Source organism: Halorubrum aethiopicum, assembly GCF_001542905.1.
Lineage (GTDB): Archaea > Halobacteriota > Halobacteria > Halobacteriales > Haloferacaceae > Halorubrum > Halorubrum aethiopicum.
In genome coordinates this window covers 148,521-165,936 of record NZ_LOAJ01000002.1, presented here as the reverse complement: position 1 = coordinate 165,936, position 17,416 = coordinate 148,521, and the positions used below count along the sequence as shown (strand labels likewise).

13 protein-coding genes and 1 pseudogene are annotated in these 17,416 nt (G+C 51.4%); 2 read left to right on the top strand and 12 right to left on the bottom strand.

What is annotated here, in order from left to right:
• Positions 1 to 303: 303 nt before the first annotated feature.
• The 3 genes and pseudogenes from AXA68_RS15330 to AXA68_RS15320 form a co-directional block, all read right to left on the bottom strand.
• Positions 304 to 2,244: an archaea-specific SMC-related protein gene (locus tag AXA68_RS15330; RefSeq protein ID WP_066419050.1), complete on the bottom strand. Its 1,941-nt coding sequence runs from the start codon at positions 2,242 to 2,244 to the stop codon at positions 304 to 306.
• 1,190 nt (positions 2,245 to 3,434) lie between these two features.
• Positions 3,435 to 4,027, bottom strand: a pseudogene (locus AXA68_RS15325) (IS6 family transposase).
• A 137-nt stretch (positions 4,028 to 4,164) separates the two neighbouring features.
• Complete coding sequence (locus AXA68_RS15320; RefSeq protein WP_066419048.1) at positions 4,165 to 4,650, bottom strand: GNAT family N-acetyltransferase; 486 nt, start codon at positions 4,648 to 4,650, stop codon at positions 4,165 to 4,167.
• Positions 4,651 to 4,774: 124 nt separating this feature from the next.
• On the opposite strand from AXA68_RS15320, the gene AXA68_RS16260 reads away from it, so the two are divergent.
• Complete coding sequence (locus AXA68_RS16260) at positions 4,775 to 5,872, top strand: Glu/Leu/Phe/Val dehydrogenase family protein (protein ID WP_080505335.1); 1,098 nt, start codon at positions 4,775 to 4,777, stop codon at positions 5,870 to 5,872.
• Positions 5,873 to 5,898: 26 nt separating this feature from the next.
• Here AXA68_RS16260 and AXA68_RS15315 read toward each other — a convergent pair whose 3' ends face one another.
• From AXA68_RS15315 to AXA68_RS15295, 5 genes are all read right to left on the bottom strand, one after another.
• A complete protein-coding gene (locus tag AXA68_RS15315; RefSeq protein ID WP_066419045.1) occupies positions 5,899 to 7,023 on the bottom strand; it encodes an ABC transporter ATP-binding protein in 1,125 nt (374 codons plus the stop codon).
• 21 nt (positions 7,024 to 7,044) lie between these two features.
• Positions 7,045 to 7,887 carry a carbohydrate ABC transporter permease gene (locus tag AXA68_RS15310; RefSeq protein WP_066419042.1) on the bottom strand — a complete coding sequence of 281 codons (843 nt, stop codon included), beginning with the start codon at positions 7,885 to 7,887 and terminating at the stop codon, positions 7,045 to 7,047.
• Positions 7,880 to 8,875 (bottom strand): carbohydrate ABC transporter permease, encoded by a 996-nt coding sequence (locus AXA68_RS15305; protein WP_066419040.1) that lies wholly within the window; start codon positions 8,873 to 8,875, stop codon positions 7,880 to 7,882. The genes AXA68_RS15310 and AXA68_RS15305 overlap by 8 nt, the downstream gene beginning before the upstream one ends.
• Before the next feature lie 3 nt (positions 8,876 to 8,878).
• A complete protein-coding gene (locus AXA68_RS15300; RefSeq protein ID WP_232745142.1) occupies positions 8,879 to 10,069 on the bottom strand; it encodes an extracellular solute-binding protein in 1,191 nt (396 codons plus the stop codon).
• Between the two features lie 268 nt (positions 10,070 to 10,337).
• The gene (locus AXA68_RS15295; protein ID WP_066419037.1) at positions 10,338 to 11,303 is read right to left on the bottom strand and encodes a Gfo/Idh/MocA family protein; all 966 of its coding nucleotides are present in this window, start codon (positions 11,301 to 11,303) and stop codon (positions 10,338 to 10,340) included.
• Positions 11,304 to 11,404: 101 nt separating this feature from the next.
• Here AXA68_RS15295 and AXA68_RS16255 point away from each other — a divergent pair, with 101 nt between their 5' ends.
• Complete coding sequence (locus tag AXA68_RS16255; protein WP_080505333.1) at positions 11,405 to 12,175, top strand: hydroxypyruvate isomerase family protein; 771 nt, start codon at positions 11,405 to 11,407, stop codon at positions 12,173 to 12,175.
• A gap of 179 nt (positions 12,176 to 12,354) precedes the next feature.
• Here AXA68_RS16255 and AXA68_RS16250 read toward each other — a convergent pair whose 3' ends face one another.
• The 4 genes from AXA68_RS16250 to AXA68_RS15275 form a co-directional block, all read right to left on the bottom strand.
• Positions 12,355 to 13,635 (bottom strand): aspartate aminotransferase family protein, encoded by a 1,281-nt coding sequence (locus AXA68_RS16250; RefSeq protein ID WP_080505332.1) that lies wholly within the window; start codon positions 13,633 to 13,635, stop codon positions 12,355 to 12,357.
• 107 nt (positions 13,636 to 13,742) lie between these two features.
• Positions 13,743 to 15,029 (bottom strand): M20 family metallopeptidase, encoded by a 1,287-nt coding sequence (locus AXA68_RS15285; protein WP_066419033.1) that lies wholly within the window; start codon positions 15,027 to 15,029, stop codon positions 13,743 to 13,745.
• Positions 15,030 to 15,119: 90 nt separating this feature from the next.
• Entirely contained in the window at positions 15,120 to 16,577 is a 1,458-nt protein-coding gene (locus tag AXA68_RS15280) for an aldehyde dehydrogenase family protein (protein ID WP_066419031.1), read from the bottom strand.
• A gap of 42 nt (positions 16,578 to 16,619) precedes the next feature.
• Positions 16,620 to 17,414 carry an IclR family transcriptional regulator gene (locus tag AXA68_RS15275; RefSeq protein ID WP_066419029.1) on the bottom strand — a complete coding sequence of 265 codons (795 nt, stop codon included), beginning with the start codon at positions 17,412 to 17,414 and terminating at the stop codon, positions 16,620 to 16,622.
• Positions 17,415 to 17,416: the final 2 nt, after the last annotated feature.

Below are 17,416 nucleotides of genomic sequence, written 5' to 3'. Positions count from 1 at the left end.
CCCCCGCCCTGATGACAACCGCACCGTTAAGTTGGTTGAGTATCTCCAATCACTCGGTGACTTTCCTACTTTAAATCTGATACTAACCCAATCCGACTGAGCGAATTCCACAGCAAGCGGACTACTGTATCTTCAAGAGAGACAAGTTTCGAATTAGTTGCGGCATCGGTATGAAAACAACGAGAACTCAAACGCCAAACGTCTCCGTTCTCACACTGTTTCTGAATCGTTGATCCTCAAACCACAGAAGCGTGGATCCAAGCATTTGCTGCTTGGTTCAATGCCCCAAACTAAACACGACGGTTAATCGATGCTCGTCACGTACGTGTACTCGCTCGAGAGAGCCTCAGCATCCTCGGGCAGTAACGCACTGATGAGATAATCCGCATGTGTGCTGAAATAGTCGACAAGACGTCGGATCCGATCTGAATCGATCGCTTCCAGCGAATCAAGAAGAACGAACGGAACGACTTCGTGGACATCGTGAACAAGATAGCCGGCAAGCGCGAAGACGAGCCCAGTTACCTCACGTTCACTCTCCGAGAGGTGGTCGATCGTGTCTTCGTATGCGGAGCCGTCCGCAGCTGCCCGAACGATGTGTAATTCGAATCGATTCTTCGTCACTTTTCGGCGCCCCTCACGAACTTCCTCCTGACGGCGTTCGATCCAGATCCGATCGAGATTGTCGTACTCTAAGATGTCGAGCACCGTCTCCATGTGGTCATTGAACGCCGTCACGGCGTCCTTCTCGATGCGCTCGACGCGGGTCCGGAGGTCGGTAAGCCGCTCGGTGAGCTCTTCGCGCTCGGCCTCAAGTTGGCCACGCTCTTCAAGCGCTTTTTCACGTTCTGCGATCTCTTCATCGATTTTTCCCAAATCATCCTCGAGCCTATCAACTTGGAGTTCTAGTTCATTGGATTTGCGATGTAGTTCAAGCACTTCATCGTGATCTTCCACCTCGATCGATTCAGCCTCATTTTCGAGTTCCCCTATTTCGGTGCGTTTGGTTTCGATTCGGTTTTCAAGTTCCGTGATACGCTCATTTGTGGCCTCAATCTCATCTTCGACACCTCGGAGTTGATCCTCGGCTTGTTCGATTTCTTGGCGCTTATTCCGTAGGCTAGACCGTTTGTTCGTGAGTTTGGTGACTTGAGATTCGATGTTATTCCGCTCTTCAAGCTTCTCCGAGCGTAGATCACGCAACTGATCGAGAGTCGTTTCGATCTGTTCAGTTCCAACCGTGGATCCACAGGTCCAACAGCTTACGTTTTCGTTTGCGGTCAGGGCGTCGGTCAGATCTGCGGATTCCTCTGTATCAGTTTCCACAATACCGAGGCCCTCCTTCTCGAGCATATCTTCGTTAAAGCTCACAACATTTGCGAGCTGACTGATCGTATCGTCAAGTGCTCGTTTTCGACTTCGAAGCTCTTGAATTCGACCTTCAAGACGGTTCGGATCCTCTTCAGGCGGTTCGGTCTCCGCAAGTGTTTCTTCGAGTTCCTCACGTTCCGAAGAGAGTTCAGAAAGCGTCGAGCGCTCTGTTTCAAGCTTGAACTCGAGATCTTCCAGTTCCGATCGCGCATCCCGTACTCGTTGAAAGGCCTTCTCAAGTTCTTGTTTTCGCGAACGGCTTTGTTCGACACCTGTCTCGATCTCTTCAAGTTCGGCCTGAACAGTCACAAACTTGTCCCGAACTTCTTCGAGTTCAGCTTCCTTTTCGTGTCGTTTTTCCTCGAGTTCTGGTAGTGTTTGTTCGAGTTGTTCAAGCTGCTGGAGTTCGTTATCGACTTCCTCACGTTTACGTCTACACGACTCAATCTCAGCATCAATTCGATCCGTATCAATGGGCCGCATAATGATTTCACGGAGATCGTCACCACGGGCAACAGTTCGACGTGCCTCGTTATTTTCAAGCAAGAAGGCGAACAAGTCTGCGAGTTCAGGGTCATTAAGGTATGGATCCCCGTCGAACGAAACTGTATCATCATGTCGAGTTAGAGTCCGTGTGTACGTTTCTTCACCGATATCGAGAGTGACCGACCCTTTTTCTGTGTCACCCTTGAGTGAGGCCTGTTCACTGCCAAGTCCTGCCATCAACGCTGTCAGAAATGATGTCCGGTTCGTTGCGTTACGTCCAGTCAGTATTGAGACACCCGGTGGAATGGTAACTTCGGATTTTTCAATTCCACCAATGTTTCTAACACTGATTTGTACTTGCGATTCAGTGATTTGTTCTGTAGTCATATCTCTCCACATGGGACCGAAATATAAACTTGTTTTCACCCATTGATCGTAGCCAAAGAGTCTCTCAGGAGCTCATCGAATTTAACATAGAATAGAACACCATCCGGAAATACAATGAAATCAAAGTTTTATACTAAATCTGATTTGTTCCCGAATATATAACATATATTATATTAATTCAACACATCAAAACAACGAAGACTAAGACTGATCAATCCGAAATTCCATATCATTCGTATCTGGGATCGAAGTAATGGTACCAATCTCCTCACTGAGGATAAACTGGTTTATTCCAGAAAACAACACATATATTATCTTATGTTTGTCGAAGAGATCATCGCAAAATCGCTCTACACGAGGTTTGTTTATCGTGCTGTGTTGGATATATGTTGAATCACGATCAAACCGGTTCACATGGCGATTCTTTGTTGATGATGACAAACATCAAAATGATCTCTCCGAACTATCGATACCAAGCGAACGATCACACAGCATCGCCAAGCGAGAGCTTCGCAGTCAAATACAATGTTTCGGCCATACAGTCCTGAGAGTAGGGTTTGCTCGGTTAAGCACATTTGTTCGTGGCTGTATTCGCTGACAGGCCGACAATGATCGACACTAGTGTACAGCCAGTATTAGTCATTATGTCAAATTATGTTTTTATATATCACAACCAAACTTAGCCACGGAGCAGATTACAGCTATAGATCGAAATTGTCGACCTAGTGTTGAACGGTGGATTGAAATCGACTATCACTAGATGTGACAAAATATGGAACAATATTCAATAACGACAATACAGAGAAACAAACAAGATTATGCTGTATCAACAACCATAAATTTCTATCATATTTCATAGAATTTAGATATTATATTACCTCGAAATTATTAAATAGCCGGAGACAAAAATATCAAAATCTGTATATAAATATTAAATATTTAGTTATTTTTGACAATATACCAAGCATTTAATGGAAAGCTCAAGCGATAGGTAAGACCCTTGTTGAATAACGTCGATTCTCGTTTAGTAGCATGTTCTCTACCTATCTTTGTTGAAGACAAACCTTCAGAATTAGGTATTACAACCATAGTCTTGTAATGTCAGGGGGAACTATAGCAGATGAAAATTTTCTCGTGGCATATTTTTTTCTCCTCGCAAATTAATGCGTGTACTGTTTCAGAGGTCGTGTTTAGCTTGGGGCATTGAGCCAAGTAGCAAATGCTTGGAACCATGTTTCTGCGGTTTGAGGCTCAACATTGATGAAACAGTTTGAGGAAGATGGCGGCGTTTGAGTTCTCGAAAGATACGTTCGATGGCATTCAGATTTCCATGGCGTTCTGTCTGAAATCGGAGTTCAGCTCTGGTAAGCGCAGTTTGGAGGTGGTGAGCGCCATCGACGAGAAACACGGCAGTTTCAAGCTCGTGTTTTTCTCGGAATTCTCGGAGAAACATCTCGGTTACTGCGGTCGTTATCGTCGAAAATAATCGGAGGTGTAGCAGCACGTTCGTCTCAGGATTAGCCGCAGCGTACAGCCAGAACTGCTGATCATTGATTCGAATCACTGTCTCGTCAATCGCAATGTGATTCGGATGTCAGCCTTCCGTGGGCTGTAAATCGGCTTTCTGTATCCAATCATGGATTGCCTTACGCGAGCGCTCGACATCCAACTCCTCGAGCAGCGACGCGGTATTCGACAGTGAAAGCCCCGCTAACTGGAATTGAATACCAAGCTTCATCGCACGCTCGGGTGTCCGCTGGCACTCCACAAAATCCAAATCAATCTACTCCATACATCCGCTGAGGCGAGCGATTTCTGCCATAGACCAGCAAGAAATCCCTCCGCCTCACTCTTCATCCTTAACTAAACACGATCGTTTCAGAATTCAGCGATCCACACGAGACCGGAAGACGAACTCAATTAAACCGAGCGAGCGACCAAATCACCCCATTTTTTGAAATCGTATCGTTGGTAGAACGCTTGAGCACGTTCGTTGTCCTCATCTACGTCTAATAGCAACCGATCGAGTGGAAGATCTTGTTTTTTAGCCGTTTCGAGAACGGATTGCATAAGATCGTCAGCAACTCCTGTCCCACGGTGTGACTCCATTATGAAAATCTCGTTGAGCACAGCAGCGTCCCAGATCATTGCGAAATTCTCTGGAAGAACGAACGCATAACCGACGATGCTTTGATCGACCTCGGCGATGCTGATACAGTCAGGATCAGATTCAATACACCGCCTTGTCCAGTCCAGATAGCGGTTCTGATACTCTTCATCGACCTTATCTTGATACTTCGTCGACTTCTCTTCTCCTCCAGTGTTGCCGCCGAGTTCTAGTTCAAACTGGCGTTTCAGGTCCCACAGCGCATCAGCATCTCTTTCGGGGGAATATGCTCGGATCACACTGTAAGAAAGTCAAACTGAGATTAATACATTACGGTATGCGTGCGCACGATCACACCCCACTATGGGAGCAGAATGCTCGAATGGGAACATATAACCCACCTCCTTGTGAATAATCTACTACATGGCTTCGATAACAGATCTACTCTCAGAGTACGATGCCAGTGAAGTTCGGTTCTTCCGCGACGAAGACGTAGGGCTGAACGGAATAATCGCGATACATGACACTCAGCTCGGCCCGGCAGGCGGCGGGACGAGAAGATATGTGTATACATCCGAAGAAGACGCATTAGAAGATGTGCTTGGTCTCGCCGAGGCAATGACATACAAGTACGCTCTAGCCGGAATCGACATGGGCGGAGCAAAAGGAGTAATTTGGGCCGACGACGAGGAACAGCGTAGCGAATCATTATATCGATCCTACGCGCGCGTTGTGGATAGCTTCGATGGGCAGTTCATTACTGGGAGCGATATCGGGACCGACAAAGAAGCGCTCCGCTGGATGAATCGAGAGACCGAGTATGTGACTGGATTACCAGAACAGTTTCCTAGACCGACCGACGAATTCTTTCATGCGGGCGGTCTCGGTGTGATAAATGCCATGGTGGGTTGTTGTGAATTAGTCTTTGGTTCAGACGACCTCAGTGAGCGGCACGTTGCGGTTCAAGGTGTCGGAGAGATGGGCGAACACGTCGTCCGGTATCTCTCTCATCGAGGGGCGCAGGTGACAATCGCTGACATCGACCGAGAACGTGTTGATCTTCTTGCTGATGAATTAAATGTTGGAACGGCGGATCCGGAATCAATTCACACTGTCGACTGCGATGTGTTCGTTCCTGCGGCACTCGGAGGTGTCTTGAACGACGAAAGCATTCCCGAACTTGATTGTGAAATTGTCTGTGGCCCGGCGAACAACCAGTTCGACTCCTCTCAAGATGCTGTTCAGCTCGCCAACGCAGGCATCCTACATGCTCCCGACTTCCTCGCGAGTTCGGGGACTATTATCGAACATACCGATCTCCTTCGTCAGGGCGGATACAGCCACCAGCGCGTAGTTGAATATCTGCGGCGGATTAAAGATAAAATGCGTGAAGTAGGGATGCGTGCTGAGCGTCAGGAACGTCCGCCACAACATGTCGCCAAAGACATCGCAAGAGAGCGTATTAAGTCGATACGAAGTATTCGACCCTCAATGCGGTCTGCGCCGTCACCCGAGTGGTAATTGGAAATTTTCGTTTCTCGTGACGTTCAGGATTCGGCGAAAGGCAGCGAATTGTCCTCCAACACTGCCTCCTTTGTTTTGATAGCATCTCCTGTCTGTTCGTCGAACAGATACAGGGAATCCTCCTCAAACATGAGATCGACTTCCGACCCGGCTTCGGGCCGAACCGAACTTTCAATCCGGGCCGTTACCTCGGTACCGTTGGCATCCAAGTAGAGGAAATTCTCGTTGCCCATATGCTCAGCAACATTGACTGTTGCGGTAAACACACCATCCGAAACGACCCGCAGGTCCTCCGGACGGATTCCCACGCGCACCTGGTCACGTTCGCCGAGCATTGAGTGATCCGTCAGTTGGTAACTGATCGGTGCATCCGTCGCCGACAATGTCTTCCCATCGACAGAAGCCGTGAAGAGATTGATACTTGGCGATCCGATGAACTTTGCCACGAATTCGTTGGCGGGTTCTACATACACCGTCTCCGGTTCTCCAACCTGTTGTAGTTCCCCGCCGTCGAGTACCGCAATACGGTCACCCATGGCCATCGCTTCGGTCTGATCGTGTGTTACGTATATCGTTGTGACATCAAGTTGCTGTTGGAGCTCTTGAAGTTCGGTACGCATCTGTGCGCGAAGCTTCGCATCGAGGTTTGAGAGCGGTTCGTCCATTAAAAAGACAGAAGGCTCCCGAACGATTGCTCGGCCGAGGGCTACTCGCTGTTGCTGTCCGCCGGACAGCGACCTCGGCTTTTCATCCAGCTGATCTTCGATCCCAAGCATCTGCGCGGTCGATTCTACGTTCTCTCCAATCTTCGCTGCTGGCTGTTCAGTCGACAGACGAAGTCCGAACTCCATGTTCTGTCGGACGGTCATGTGAGGATATAGCGCATAGTTTTGGAACACCATCGCCACATCACGATCACGAGCCCGGAGATCGGTCACGTCGCGCTGTGCGAACCGGATCGACCCTTTCGTCGCGGATTCAAGTCCGGCAAGACAGCGCAACGTTGTCGTCTTTCCGCATCCTGAAGGACCGACGAGGACAAGGAACTCGCCGTCAGTTATGTCGAGGTCAACGTCGTTAACGGCGACGACGTCACCCGCATCACTCTCGTAAACTTTCGTAAGGTCGGTAATGTTTATGTTTGCCATTGTTATTTGTTGACAGTATGGTTACTCTTTGATGGAGCCGCCGATGATCCCCTTGACGAAGTACTGCTGAAGGAATAAAAACAGCAGGAAAATCGGGATAATCGAAAGTCCGGCGGCAACCATGATCTGGTCGTAGTAAACGCGCTGTGCACCGACGAGTTGGTTTATCGCGACTGGAATGGTGTACTTATCTGATTCAAGGACGACGAGAGGGAACAGAAACAGATTCCACTGGAACAGGAACAGGATCGTCGCGAGCGCGGCTAGAGCAGATTTTAGCGTCGGTAGTACAACTTTATAGAACACCTGAAACTCGGTGGCACCATCCATGCGAGCGGATTCGAGCAAGGTGTCTGGGACCGACTTCATGTTCTGACGCATTAGGAATATTCCGACGGGATTCGCCGCCCACGGGAGTATGATCGCCCAATACGAATTCATCAATCCGAGCTGCGACATCAGCAGAAACAGTGGGATGACAAGCAGCTGAATGGGCAATACGAGAGTCGCAAGAATCGTATAGAATATCGGTTCCTTAAAGCGGAATTCATACTTGGCAAAAGCAAAGCCAGCCATAGAGCAGAGCAGCACCGATAAGAGTGTATAGACAGATGCGATGAGCACGCTGTTTCCGATACTTCTGATGAAGTTGACGCTCTCACGTGCCTGTAGTGCCCGGAAGTTTTCAAAGAAAGCATCTCCTGGAAACAGCGGCAGCGACGTAGAAGACAAAAAGACCTCCTCTGGCAGCGTCGACGCGACGAGCACCCAGTAGAGTGGAACGATCGTCACGACAGCCATGAGCAGGATGAAGGCGTATGTGACGAATTTCCAGACGCCGCTCCGACGCGTTGTCTCATGCATCGCTCGTCCCCCCCAATCTGATCTGAATAAGAGACAGTGTACTCACGATTGCAATGAGAACGTACGTGAGAGCGCTGGCGTAACCGAGACGGAAGTCAATAAATGCCGTCTGGTAGATGTACTGTACGATCGTGATTGTCGATTCGAGGGGCGCACCGCCTTGCGAGATAGTCACGGGCTCCGCGAAGAGCTTGAACGTCCCGATAGTCGACGTGACCACTACGAAGAGAAGTACCGGTCGGAGCTGCGGGAGCGTTACATATCTAAACTTCTCGAACCGGGTGGCGCCGTCGATTTCAGCCGCTTCGTAGAGGTGCTTCGGGACATTCTGAAGCCCCGCAAGGAGGATAATCATGTTATATCCCGTCCAGCGCCAAGTAACCGCACTGACGATGGTGAACCGAGACCAGAACGCGTCTTGTAACCATGGGATCGGACCGATTCCGACTAGTCCAAGTGCGTAATTGATCAACCCTGTCTCTTGGAACAACACCAGAAACACTGTCGCGTAGGCCACGAGATTAGCCGAGACTGGAAGTGCGATTATCGTCCGGAATACACCACGGAATCGAACGAAACTCGCGTTCAGCGCAAGTGCAAGCGCAAGCGCGAGCCCCACCATGATCGGGACTTGGACCAGCAGTATGAAGACCGTGTTGTACATTGCCTGGTGGAAAAGCGAATCAGATAGAAGCCGTAGATAATTGTCGAGCCCAACAAACGTAAGATCGGAGATTCCGACTAATCTGTAATCGAATATTGCAGTTTCGATCCAGAGGATTGTCGAATTACTCACTCCTTCGAAGCGGAAAAATGAAAGATAGAGCGTATAGAAAATTGGGAACGCCAAGAAGACACTAAACAGGACAAAAAACGGGGACAGAAAGAGATACGGGACTCCCCGATCGGAAGACGGAAGCACCTCTCGCAGTTGCTTGCGTCGGTATCGAATCCGATCCGAGAGGTTTGGCTCGTGTCGTTGACTCATCTATTAGGCAAGCTCTCGGTCAGTCCGCTTTGCGACCTGTTCGGCCGCATTCATGACCGCCTTGGCGGGAGTGACCTTGTCGTCGAACATCCGACCCAAGTGAGTGTTGATGGCTCTCGTCACTTCGGATGTCGCGGTCGTATAGCGGTACCCCGGAATGTTCTCGGCAACTTCAGTAAACAGCTCCCCCGCCTTTTGGCCGCCTAGGAAGGGAATTTCCGTCGAGAAGACATCGCTATTGTAAGCTGGCTTGTAAGCTGGGAAAATGCCGTACTCGTTATAGATCTTCGTCTGCATTTCTTCTGTTGCCAAAGAGAATTTCATAAAGTCCCAAGCACGGCGGGCCTTCGCATTCGATACCTGTTTTGCGATGGTCATATTCGATCCACCCGAGTTGGTGGCTCGGGGACCACCGGATGCGAAGGCAGGTGGTTTGATCACACCCCATTTCCCCTTCGTATTGCTGACTTCGGCTTTCAGCGTCCCGAGCATCCAGGCACCACTCATCAGCGAGGCGATAGCGCCGTCACCGAGTGCGGTGAACCAGCTTTTCGTCCACGGTGGTTTGTCTACGGTAGCTCCCGAGTTATACAGTCGTTTGAGCATTTGTGCGACCCGCACACTCTTTTCGGAGTGAATGTTCACGTGTCCATCCTCAGTAAAGGGCTGTCCGCCGAGTTGGCGGAATTGCATCCGCCAGAGTCCGTCATAATCGTTTGACGGGATGTTCAACAACCCTGTTCCCTCAGGGAGTTTCTGTCCTTCTTCAATGAATTGGTCCCACGTTTCTATCGTGGTCGGATCGATCCCGTTTTGTTGGAATAGATCACGGCGATAAAAGAGGCCAACTGGTCCGATGTCCCAGGGAAGCCCGTAAATTCCGTCTTCGTCTTGGAGTGGTGTCCACTTACCGCTGACAAACTTGTCTTTCAACCCTGCCTCTTCAATCCAACCTGAGACGTCGTGAAGTCCATCCGTGTTCACCCAAGCGGGTGCACTCGGATCTTCCATCATCGCACACGCGGGCGCACCAGACCCGGACAGGAGAGATGATTTGAACTTATCGTTCATATTGCCCTGTCCCATCTGAGAAACGGACACTGCCGCGCCAGTTTTGTCTTCGTAGTCAGTTGCGGTGATCTCCAGAGACTTGGCGGCCACGTCCCAGCCCCATGCGTTGATCTTATCGGCCATTGTCGAATCACCACCGGACTGTCCGCTCGTTGAGGTTGACCCGGATTGACCGTTGCCGTTTGTCCCGCCGCCAGTCTGTGTTCCTTCTTGCGGACCTGTTCCGATACATCCAGCAATAGCTGCCAGAGTACCCGAACCGGTCAAGTACGAAACCTGTCTCCGACTGATACGATTGTCACTGTTTTTCATTGTCGAACCACGCTGTCGTTTTTCATTCAATGGTAGTTAATATTTTCGGCGTCCGATTCTCCACATGACGGCGTTCAGTTCAGCGCTTGGTGTCGATGGGTGCCGAGGTGTCAATCGATTCGTAGACATCAAGCGTCGTTTCGAATGTCTTTTTTGCGTCCGAATAGGGCGACCGAACTAACGAGCGGTCACCATTCGAGACGGCGTCCAGAAACGCTTCCAGTTCATCTCGGTACTTCTCATCGCCCCCCTCATATGCCACATCCTCACCATCAACGATGCCCGTCAAACAGTTCTCGTTGAAATCCAGCTGTAGGTCGAAGCCGTCGCCGATCACGTCAACCGCAGTACGGTACCTAGGCGACGCACAGCTCGTCGCGACATGACTCACCGTACCCGTCTCGTGGTACATCGTTGCGACGACAGAGTCCTCGAAGTCGACCTGATCTCCAACAACTTGCCTTTCACCGTATGCGTGAATATCTTCTACATCGCCCGCGAGATACCGTACGAGGTCAAAAACGTGTGTCGATTGTTCGACCACCTGCCCGCCGGATCGCGCTTTCTTTCGCCACCATTCTGCGTCTGCCACTCCGTCGTACCAATGTCCGTTGATGAGGGCGATTTGTCGATCGTCGATCAACTCGACCGCTCTCTCAACGATGTCGGCGTACCGGTTCATGTGCCCTACCTGAGTGATGATGTCAGATTCGGTGATCGCAGCATCGATTGTCTCCGCGGTTTCCCGGTCGAGGCCAAGTGGTTTTTCGACGAACAAGTGGGTTTCATGCTCTACAGCCAGCTTTTCGACCTCTCCGTGAGCGAAGGGGGGGATTGAAGCGATCACTGCGTCGAATTCTGCCTCGTTAAAGAGCGCTTCCACGTCGGTAAATGCGTCCACGTCGTGAGTCTCTGCGGTGCTTTCGGCTACGGCCGGATCGATGTCACAGACCGCTACGATGTCACCGAGACTGGACGCTTCGGTATTTGAAAGGTGTACCGACGCTATACCGCCTGCTCCGACAAAGGCTGTCTTGACTGGCATACGAACTGACCGATTATCTAACTCCCTATAATGTTTTGGGTGTTTCACTCAGACGTGAGTTCTATATACCCAGCCATCACAGGGAATACTGGTAACCTGCTATGACAAATTCACCTGCGTTATCGGTGTGTTTAGACACGCTCTTTACCAACGATACGTTCGTTAACCGGGTCGATCGTTGTGCTGAACTCGGCGTTGATGGTGTCGAATTCTGGGAACCCGCAGACCGGTCCCTTCCAGCAATCCGGGACCGAACCGTGGCAAACAACCTCGCATTCGTGGGAATGGTCGGCTGTACGACCAGCCTCACCAACCCTAATGTCCAGGATCAAGCAATATCCGAGCTTCGATCTAATCTGGAGACAGCAGCTACCGTTGATTGTGAGAATCTTATCGTGACATCCGGGCCGGAATGTGAGTCTCACGGATGGCAAACCCAATATGACAATATCGTCGACACTCTCCAGACGGTCGCACCTGACGCCGAAGAGGCTGGTGTTTCGTTGATTCTTGAGCCGCTAAACACTACGGTGGACCATCCTGGAGCGTTTCTCAGCCGATCGGAGACAGGATTCGACATCATCGACGAGATAGAAAGTCCCAACGTTCGACTACTCTACGATGTCTATCACCAACAGATCACGGAAGGCAACATCATCGACACAATGCGGCAAAATCTAAATCGGATCGGACACGTCCATATCGCAGATGTCCCTGGACGAAACGAACCCGGAACAGGTGAATTGAACTACCAACGTATTATTGAGAGTCTAGTAGACGCTGGATATGATAGCTACGTCGGCTGTGAGTTTCGTGCTACTGGATCAGATATCTCTGCGGTTAATTCCGCCCTCGAAATGCTTGATAATTAACGCAGATTAAAAATTTCAAAGCACGAACGAATCTATCCTGATTGGTCGCGTGATATGGACGGGCAAGCTCACAAACTAATCGCTGACCACGGCATCCAATTCCCCCGAAAAGTACGGATGCGAAACAACTGTTATCCTCAGTTACCTAACCGGATGTTTAGTTAGTCGCCGATTCTCGCTCAATCGAGGTGGGTGGTGAGTTCCTCAAAACACTCCTCCATGATGGTGATACCCCGATCAAGTTCGTCTTCCGAAATGACGAGTGGCGGATTGATGCGGATGACGTTACCTTCCCAACCCTGTCCCGCAGGCAGAATGAGCCCTCGATCGATGGCATCACGCCGTAGTGCGAGACTGTGCTCTTTTTCAAGGGGGTCTCCGTTCTCATCAACCAGTTCGACACCGATCATCAGCCCCTTGCCTCTAATCTCGCCAACGAAGGAGTACTCGCTTTGTAGCCTCCGGAGACGATCCATGAAGCGTTCGCCCAGTTCGGCAGCCCGCTCCGGAAGTCGATCTTCCTTCATGACATCAATACTCGCGACCGCCGCCGTCGTTGACACAGGGTTTCCGCCGAATGTCGAGAAGTAATCCATGCTTTCGAAGGCATCAGCTACCTCGGGCGTCGCGATCGTTGCCCCAATCGGCATTCCGCCGCCGATCGCCTTCGCTGTCGTCATGATGTCTGGCGTGACGTCGTAGTGTTGGATGCCAAACGGCTTTCCTGTGCGGCCAAAGCCCGTGATAACTTCATCTGCGATGAACAGGATGTCGTGTTCATCACAAATTTCACGTATTCGCTGGAAGTACCCCTCTGGAGCGGGAATATTCCCTGCTGTTCCAAACATCGGTTCGGCAATAAACGCGGCGACGTCACCCGTTTCGTATTCAAGCGCGTACTCAAGGAGTTCAGCGTACTCGGCTCCGGTTTCTGGCTCAGTGTCTCCGGGGAACGAATCGCAGTTGTACGATGGGATGTGTGTCACGGACGGCAAAAACGGCCCAAAGCCGTCTCGATACCCGGACCATCCGACGAGCGAGCGAGCGCCGTAAGTTCGGCCATGGAATGCCTCACCTAGGGCAACGAACTCGTGGTTACCTGTCGCTCGACGAGCGAGCGTAAGCGCAACCTCGACAGCCTCAGATCCGGAGTTTACGAAGTACGACCGTTCCAAGTCGCCGGGAGCAACGTCAGAAAATCGGTTTGTGAGACGCTGACTTGGCTTCGTCGGGAAATCGTATGCGCTAAAGTTCAGTTTCTCCACTTGTTCTGTTACGGCCTCCACCACTCTGGGGTGTGAGTAGCCGTGGGACATAGCAGCGTGTTGTGCGAAAAAGTCGATGTACTCGTTACCCTCATCGTCTTTGAGTATCGCACCATCCCCTTCGACGAGACATGGTGTTTCCTCTCCTATGAACCGCGATACCGCTGGCATAAACTGAGCTGATGGTGAGCTCATAATCTATTTTGAGAGCGAGTGTCACAATAAATCCGTCGGTCAGGACATTTCAACTCAAACAAAGAAAAATGGACAAACAGACCGCCGATTGGTTGCCCGGCGTGGACTCACTCTGAGCGTTGAAGAGTTGATCCAGGTTTCTGAAGATACGATTTACACGTGTCAACAAGCACATCACCTGCCTGCTGGACCTCTGACCAGCGGATGAACTCGTTGGGGAAATGCGCTTGATCGATCGTCCCTGGCCCGAAGATAACTGTCGGAATTCCTTGTTCAATGTAGAACCGAGAGTCGGCGCTGTAGGTCTTTCCGATCGGTTGCGTCTCTTCGATACCGTGGTCAAGCATGGCCGACTGGAGTCGGCGGACGATCGGACAGTCAACTTCGAGTTCAGAGGGCTCGAAGTGGATGGCTCGTCGTTCGAACGTTGGAGGATGCTCGGAAAGCCACTTGCTGTCCTCGACAATACTCTGAAGACGCTCTTCGTATTCCGCCTCCGCGGCTTCGAGGGTCTCCGAGGGAGCGAATCCGATCCGCACTTGCGCCGTCAGACGCGCCGGGACGTTCGAGACCCAGTCGCCTGCGTCGACAATTCCGATGTTCATCGGCCAATTTACCGGGTAGTCGTAAAGCGGGTGAGTAATCCGCTCGTGTCGCTCATGTTCGAGCTCTCTGAATGCGCGTTGAATGCGGTTGAAGTGGGGGAGCACGGACTCGCCGCGCCACCGGGTCGCGGCGTGCGCCGAGCGCCCCGAAATGGTCAGCTCCTTCATCAATACCCCCGCTGTCGCCGTGACGACTCTCTGGTCAGTGGGCTCCGTGATGATCGCGGCGTCCCTATCGAACGGATAGGGGTTAGACAGTGCCGCCGCGGGTGCTCCGATCCCGCCTTCTTCTTCTCCAGTAACGCTTTCAACGACCACTCGCCCGTTAATCTCGTCTGCGTATGAGTCGTGGAGGTGTTTTGCGACGAAGACGAGTAACGCGAGGTTTGTTTTCATATCCGCCGCACCCCGCGCGTGGAGTTTCTCACCGTCCCAATACGGGTCGAACGGATCGGTCTTCCAAGAAGCGTCGTCGGCAGGCACTACGTCGACATGTCCGTTGAGAACCAGTGTGGGACCTGCTTCTGGATCACCGAATTCGAGTACCCCCGCTACGCTGGGTCGATCTGCGGTGTCTATCTCATCGGCTGACGGGAACGACGAGATCGAAGCGAGCTGTTCCGGATCGGCTTCCCATCGGTATGTCTCAAACCCGAGTTCTTCGAGTTGCTCTTCGAACCATTCTTGTGCTTGCTTTTCGCGACCACTAGTCGATTCGAATTGGAGAAGCCTCTCGACGAAGCGCTTTAGCTCATCATCGTATGTATCCGTAAGCGAGTTCACACCCATGCTAATGTGGTGTCTCGACAGGGGTGAAAAACGTTGCGTCTGACTGACCATCTGTCTCAAGATACATCCCATAGCAGCTCGACAACGGTCTCAGAGATGCCCGTCGGTGAGATAGATTGCCTTCTCGTGGGTGAAAAACTCTAGAGCTTCTCGACCCTGTTCTTTGAACGTCTCGGTGCTTGAACGCTTCCGTCCGCCGAATGGCATCTGGTATTCAACACCTCCGGGTTTTTGATTGATCTTTACAACGCCGGTCTCAATATCGTCGATGAAAGACATCGCATGGTGAAGCCGATCAGTACAGACAGCAGCCGTTAGTCCGTACTGAACGTCGTTCGCGACTCGAACCGCCTCGTCAAAGTCAGAAACCGAAAGAACCGACAGAACCGGTCCGAAGATCTCCTCCTGTGCAATCTCCATCCCCGGCTCGACGTCGACGAAAACCGTCGGTTCGATGAAGTGCCCCTCGCGTTCGAGTTCCGCCCCCCCAGTCAGGAGTGTCGCACCTGCGCTTTCACCCGCTTCAATATAGTCGAGATCCTCCTGTAGTCCGTTCGCAGATGCCTTCGGGCCCATGTCCGTCGATTCATCACTCGGATCGCCCACGACAAGATTCTCTACGCGCCGTTTGAGGGCGTCCACGTACTCATCGTAGACCCCATCCAAGACGATCGCCCGACTCGCGGCCGTACAAGCCTGTCCTGCCAAGCCATAGGCACCACTCATCGTAAGATCAAGAGCCAAATCAAGGTCACAGCTTTCGTCGACAATGATGGCGTTTTTTCCACCCATCTCACATTGTACTCTGGCTCCAGTATCGCTTGCGGCTCTCTCGACAGCCTCACCCACCGCAGTACTACCGGTGAATGATATTACATCCACATCCTGGCTTGTTGCTATTGTGTCACCGACCGTACTTCCAGATCCTGGAACGAAATTTATGACCCCGTCTGGAAGCCCTATCTGGTCGAACACATCAACAAGACGGGATGCGATCGTCGGTGAGAGTGAGGCGGGCTTAAACACGACCGTGTTCCCGCTCACAAGAGCCGGTGCGATCTTCCAAGTTGGGATCGCGATCGGGAAGTTCCATGGTGTGATGATTCCTGCCGTCCCCCACGGCTCACGCTTCGTAAACAGGACCGTCCCCTCGGTCGCACTTGGAGGGGCAGTACCGCCGTAGTCGCGTGCGATCTGTGCGTAGTACTCTAAGAGATCGATCGTCCGCTGGATCTCTCCCCGACTCCCGCCGATCGTTTTGCCCGTTTCATCAGCGATCAATTGACTGAGAGATTCTCTTTCACCCTCAATGACACGAGCCGCATCCCGAAGGTACGACCCTCGTTCGTGAGCTGATACTGCCGCCCACTCGTCTTCTGTAGCAGCTGACGCCGATATCGCAGTCTCGGTATCAGCAACCGTGGCTGCCGGAAACGTGGCAATCCTTTCGTCGGGTTTCGCCGGATTTCGGCTGATGATCTCGGAGTTGCCGCTCGAACTACACCAGCTACCATCAACGTAGAGTTGTGTGCTCGGCTCGCTTGCCATGAAGAAATACTCTAAATATACCTACTTAAGATTTGCCACGAGTCAACTGATGTCTAGATCGTTCGTCTGATAATTTATTTCGATGACGTTTGCCGTGTCGATCAAAATCTCTGGTATCTCGTCGGTGAAGATATCTCCCTCTAACCGGCTTCGAGGTGCCGAGAGGCTGATTGCGCCGAGCGGAGTCCCCTTGTCATCCAGTATGGGCACCCCCACGGCTCGAACGCCACGGAGTTCCTCCTCATCGTTCAACGCATACCCCTGGGAACGAGTAGTGGCCAGCTCATCTAGGAGTTCCTCGTAGTCCGTGATCGTCTCCTTTGTCATTTCCTTGAGCTCGTATCTGTCGATGATGTCGTGGACACGACTGTCTGGGAGATACGCGAGGATCGCCTTACCCGAGGCACGGCAGTGAAGAAACTTCGCAGGTTTCTCTCGGGATCGAGAGTGAAATTTCGTCCCAACCGCCTTCTCGCCGAACGATTCATAGAGAATGATTCCCTGGCCGTTGTTCTCAAGCAACAGATGTACACATTCACCAGTTTTTTCAGTGATACGATCAATCTCTTTTTTCGCTGCCTGATAGAGCTTCGAGTTGTGTTTTACCCGCTCTCCCAGCGGGATGAATTGAGGCCCTAGTTCGTAGGTTGTCTCGTCTTTGACCACGAGTCCGTGTGATTTCAGCGTCGCCAAATGAGTGTGTACCGACCCTTCTGAGAGATCGATCGCATCGCTCAACTCCGAGATGGTCGTCTCCCCGCGCTCTTGCATCGCACGGATCAGTTCGCAGGCTGTATCGACCGACTTAACCCGCCGTGATTCACCGTTTTTGACCATAT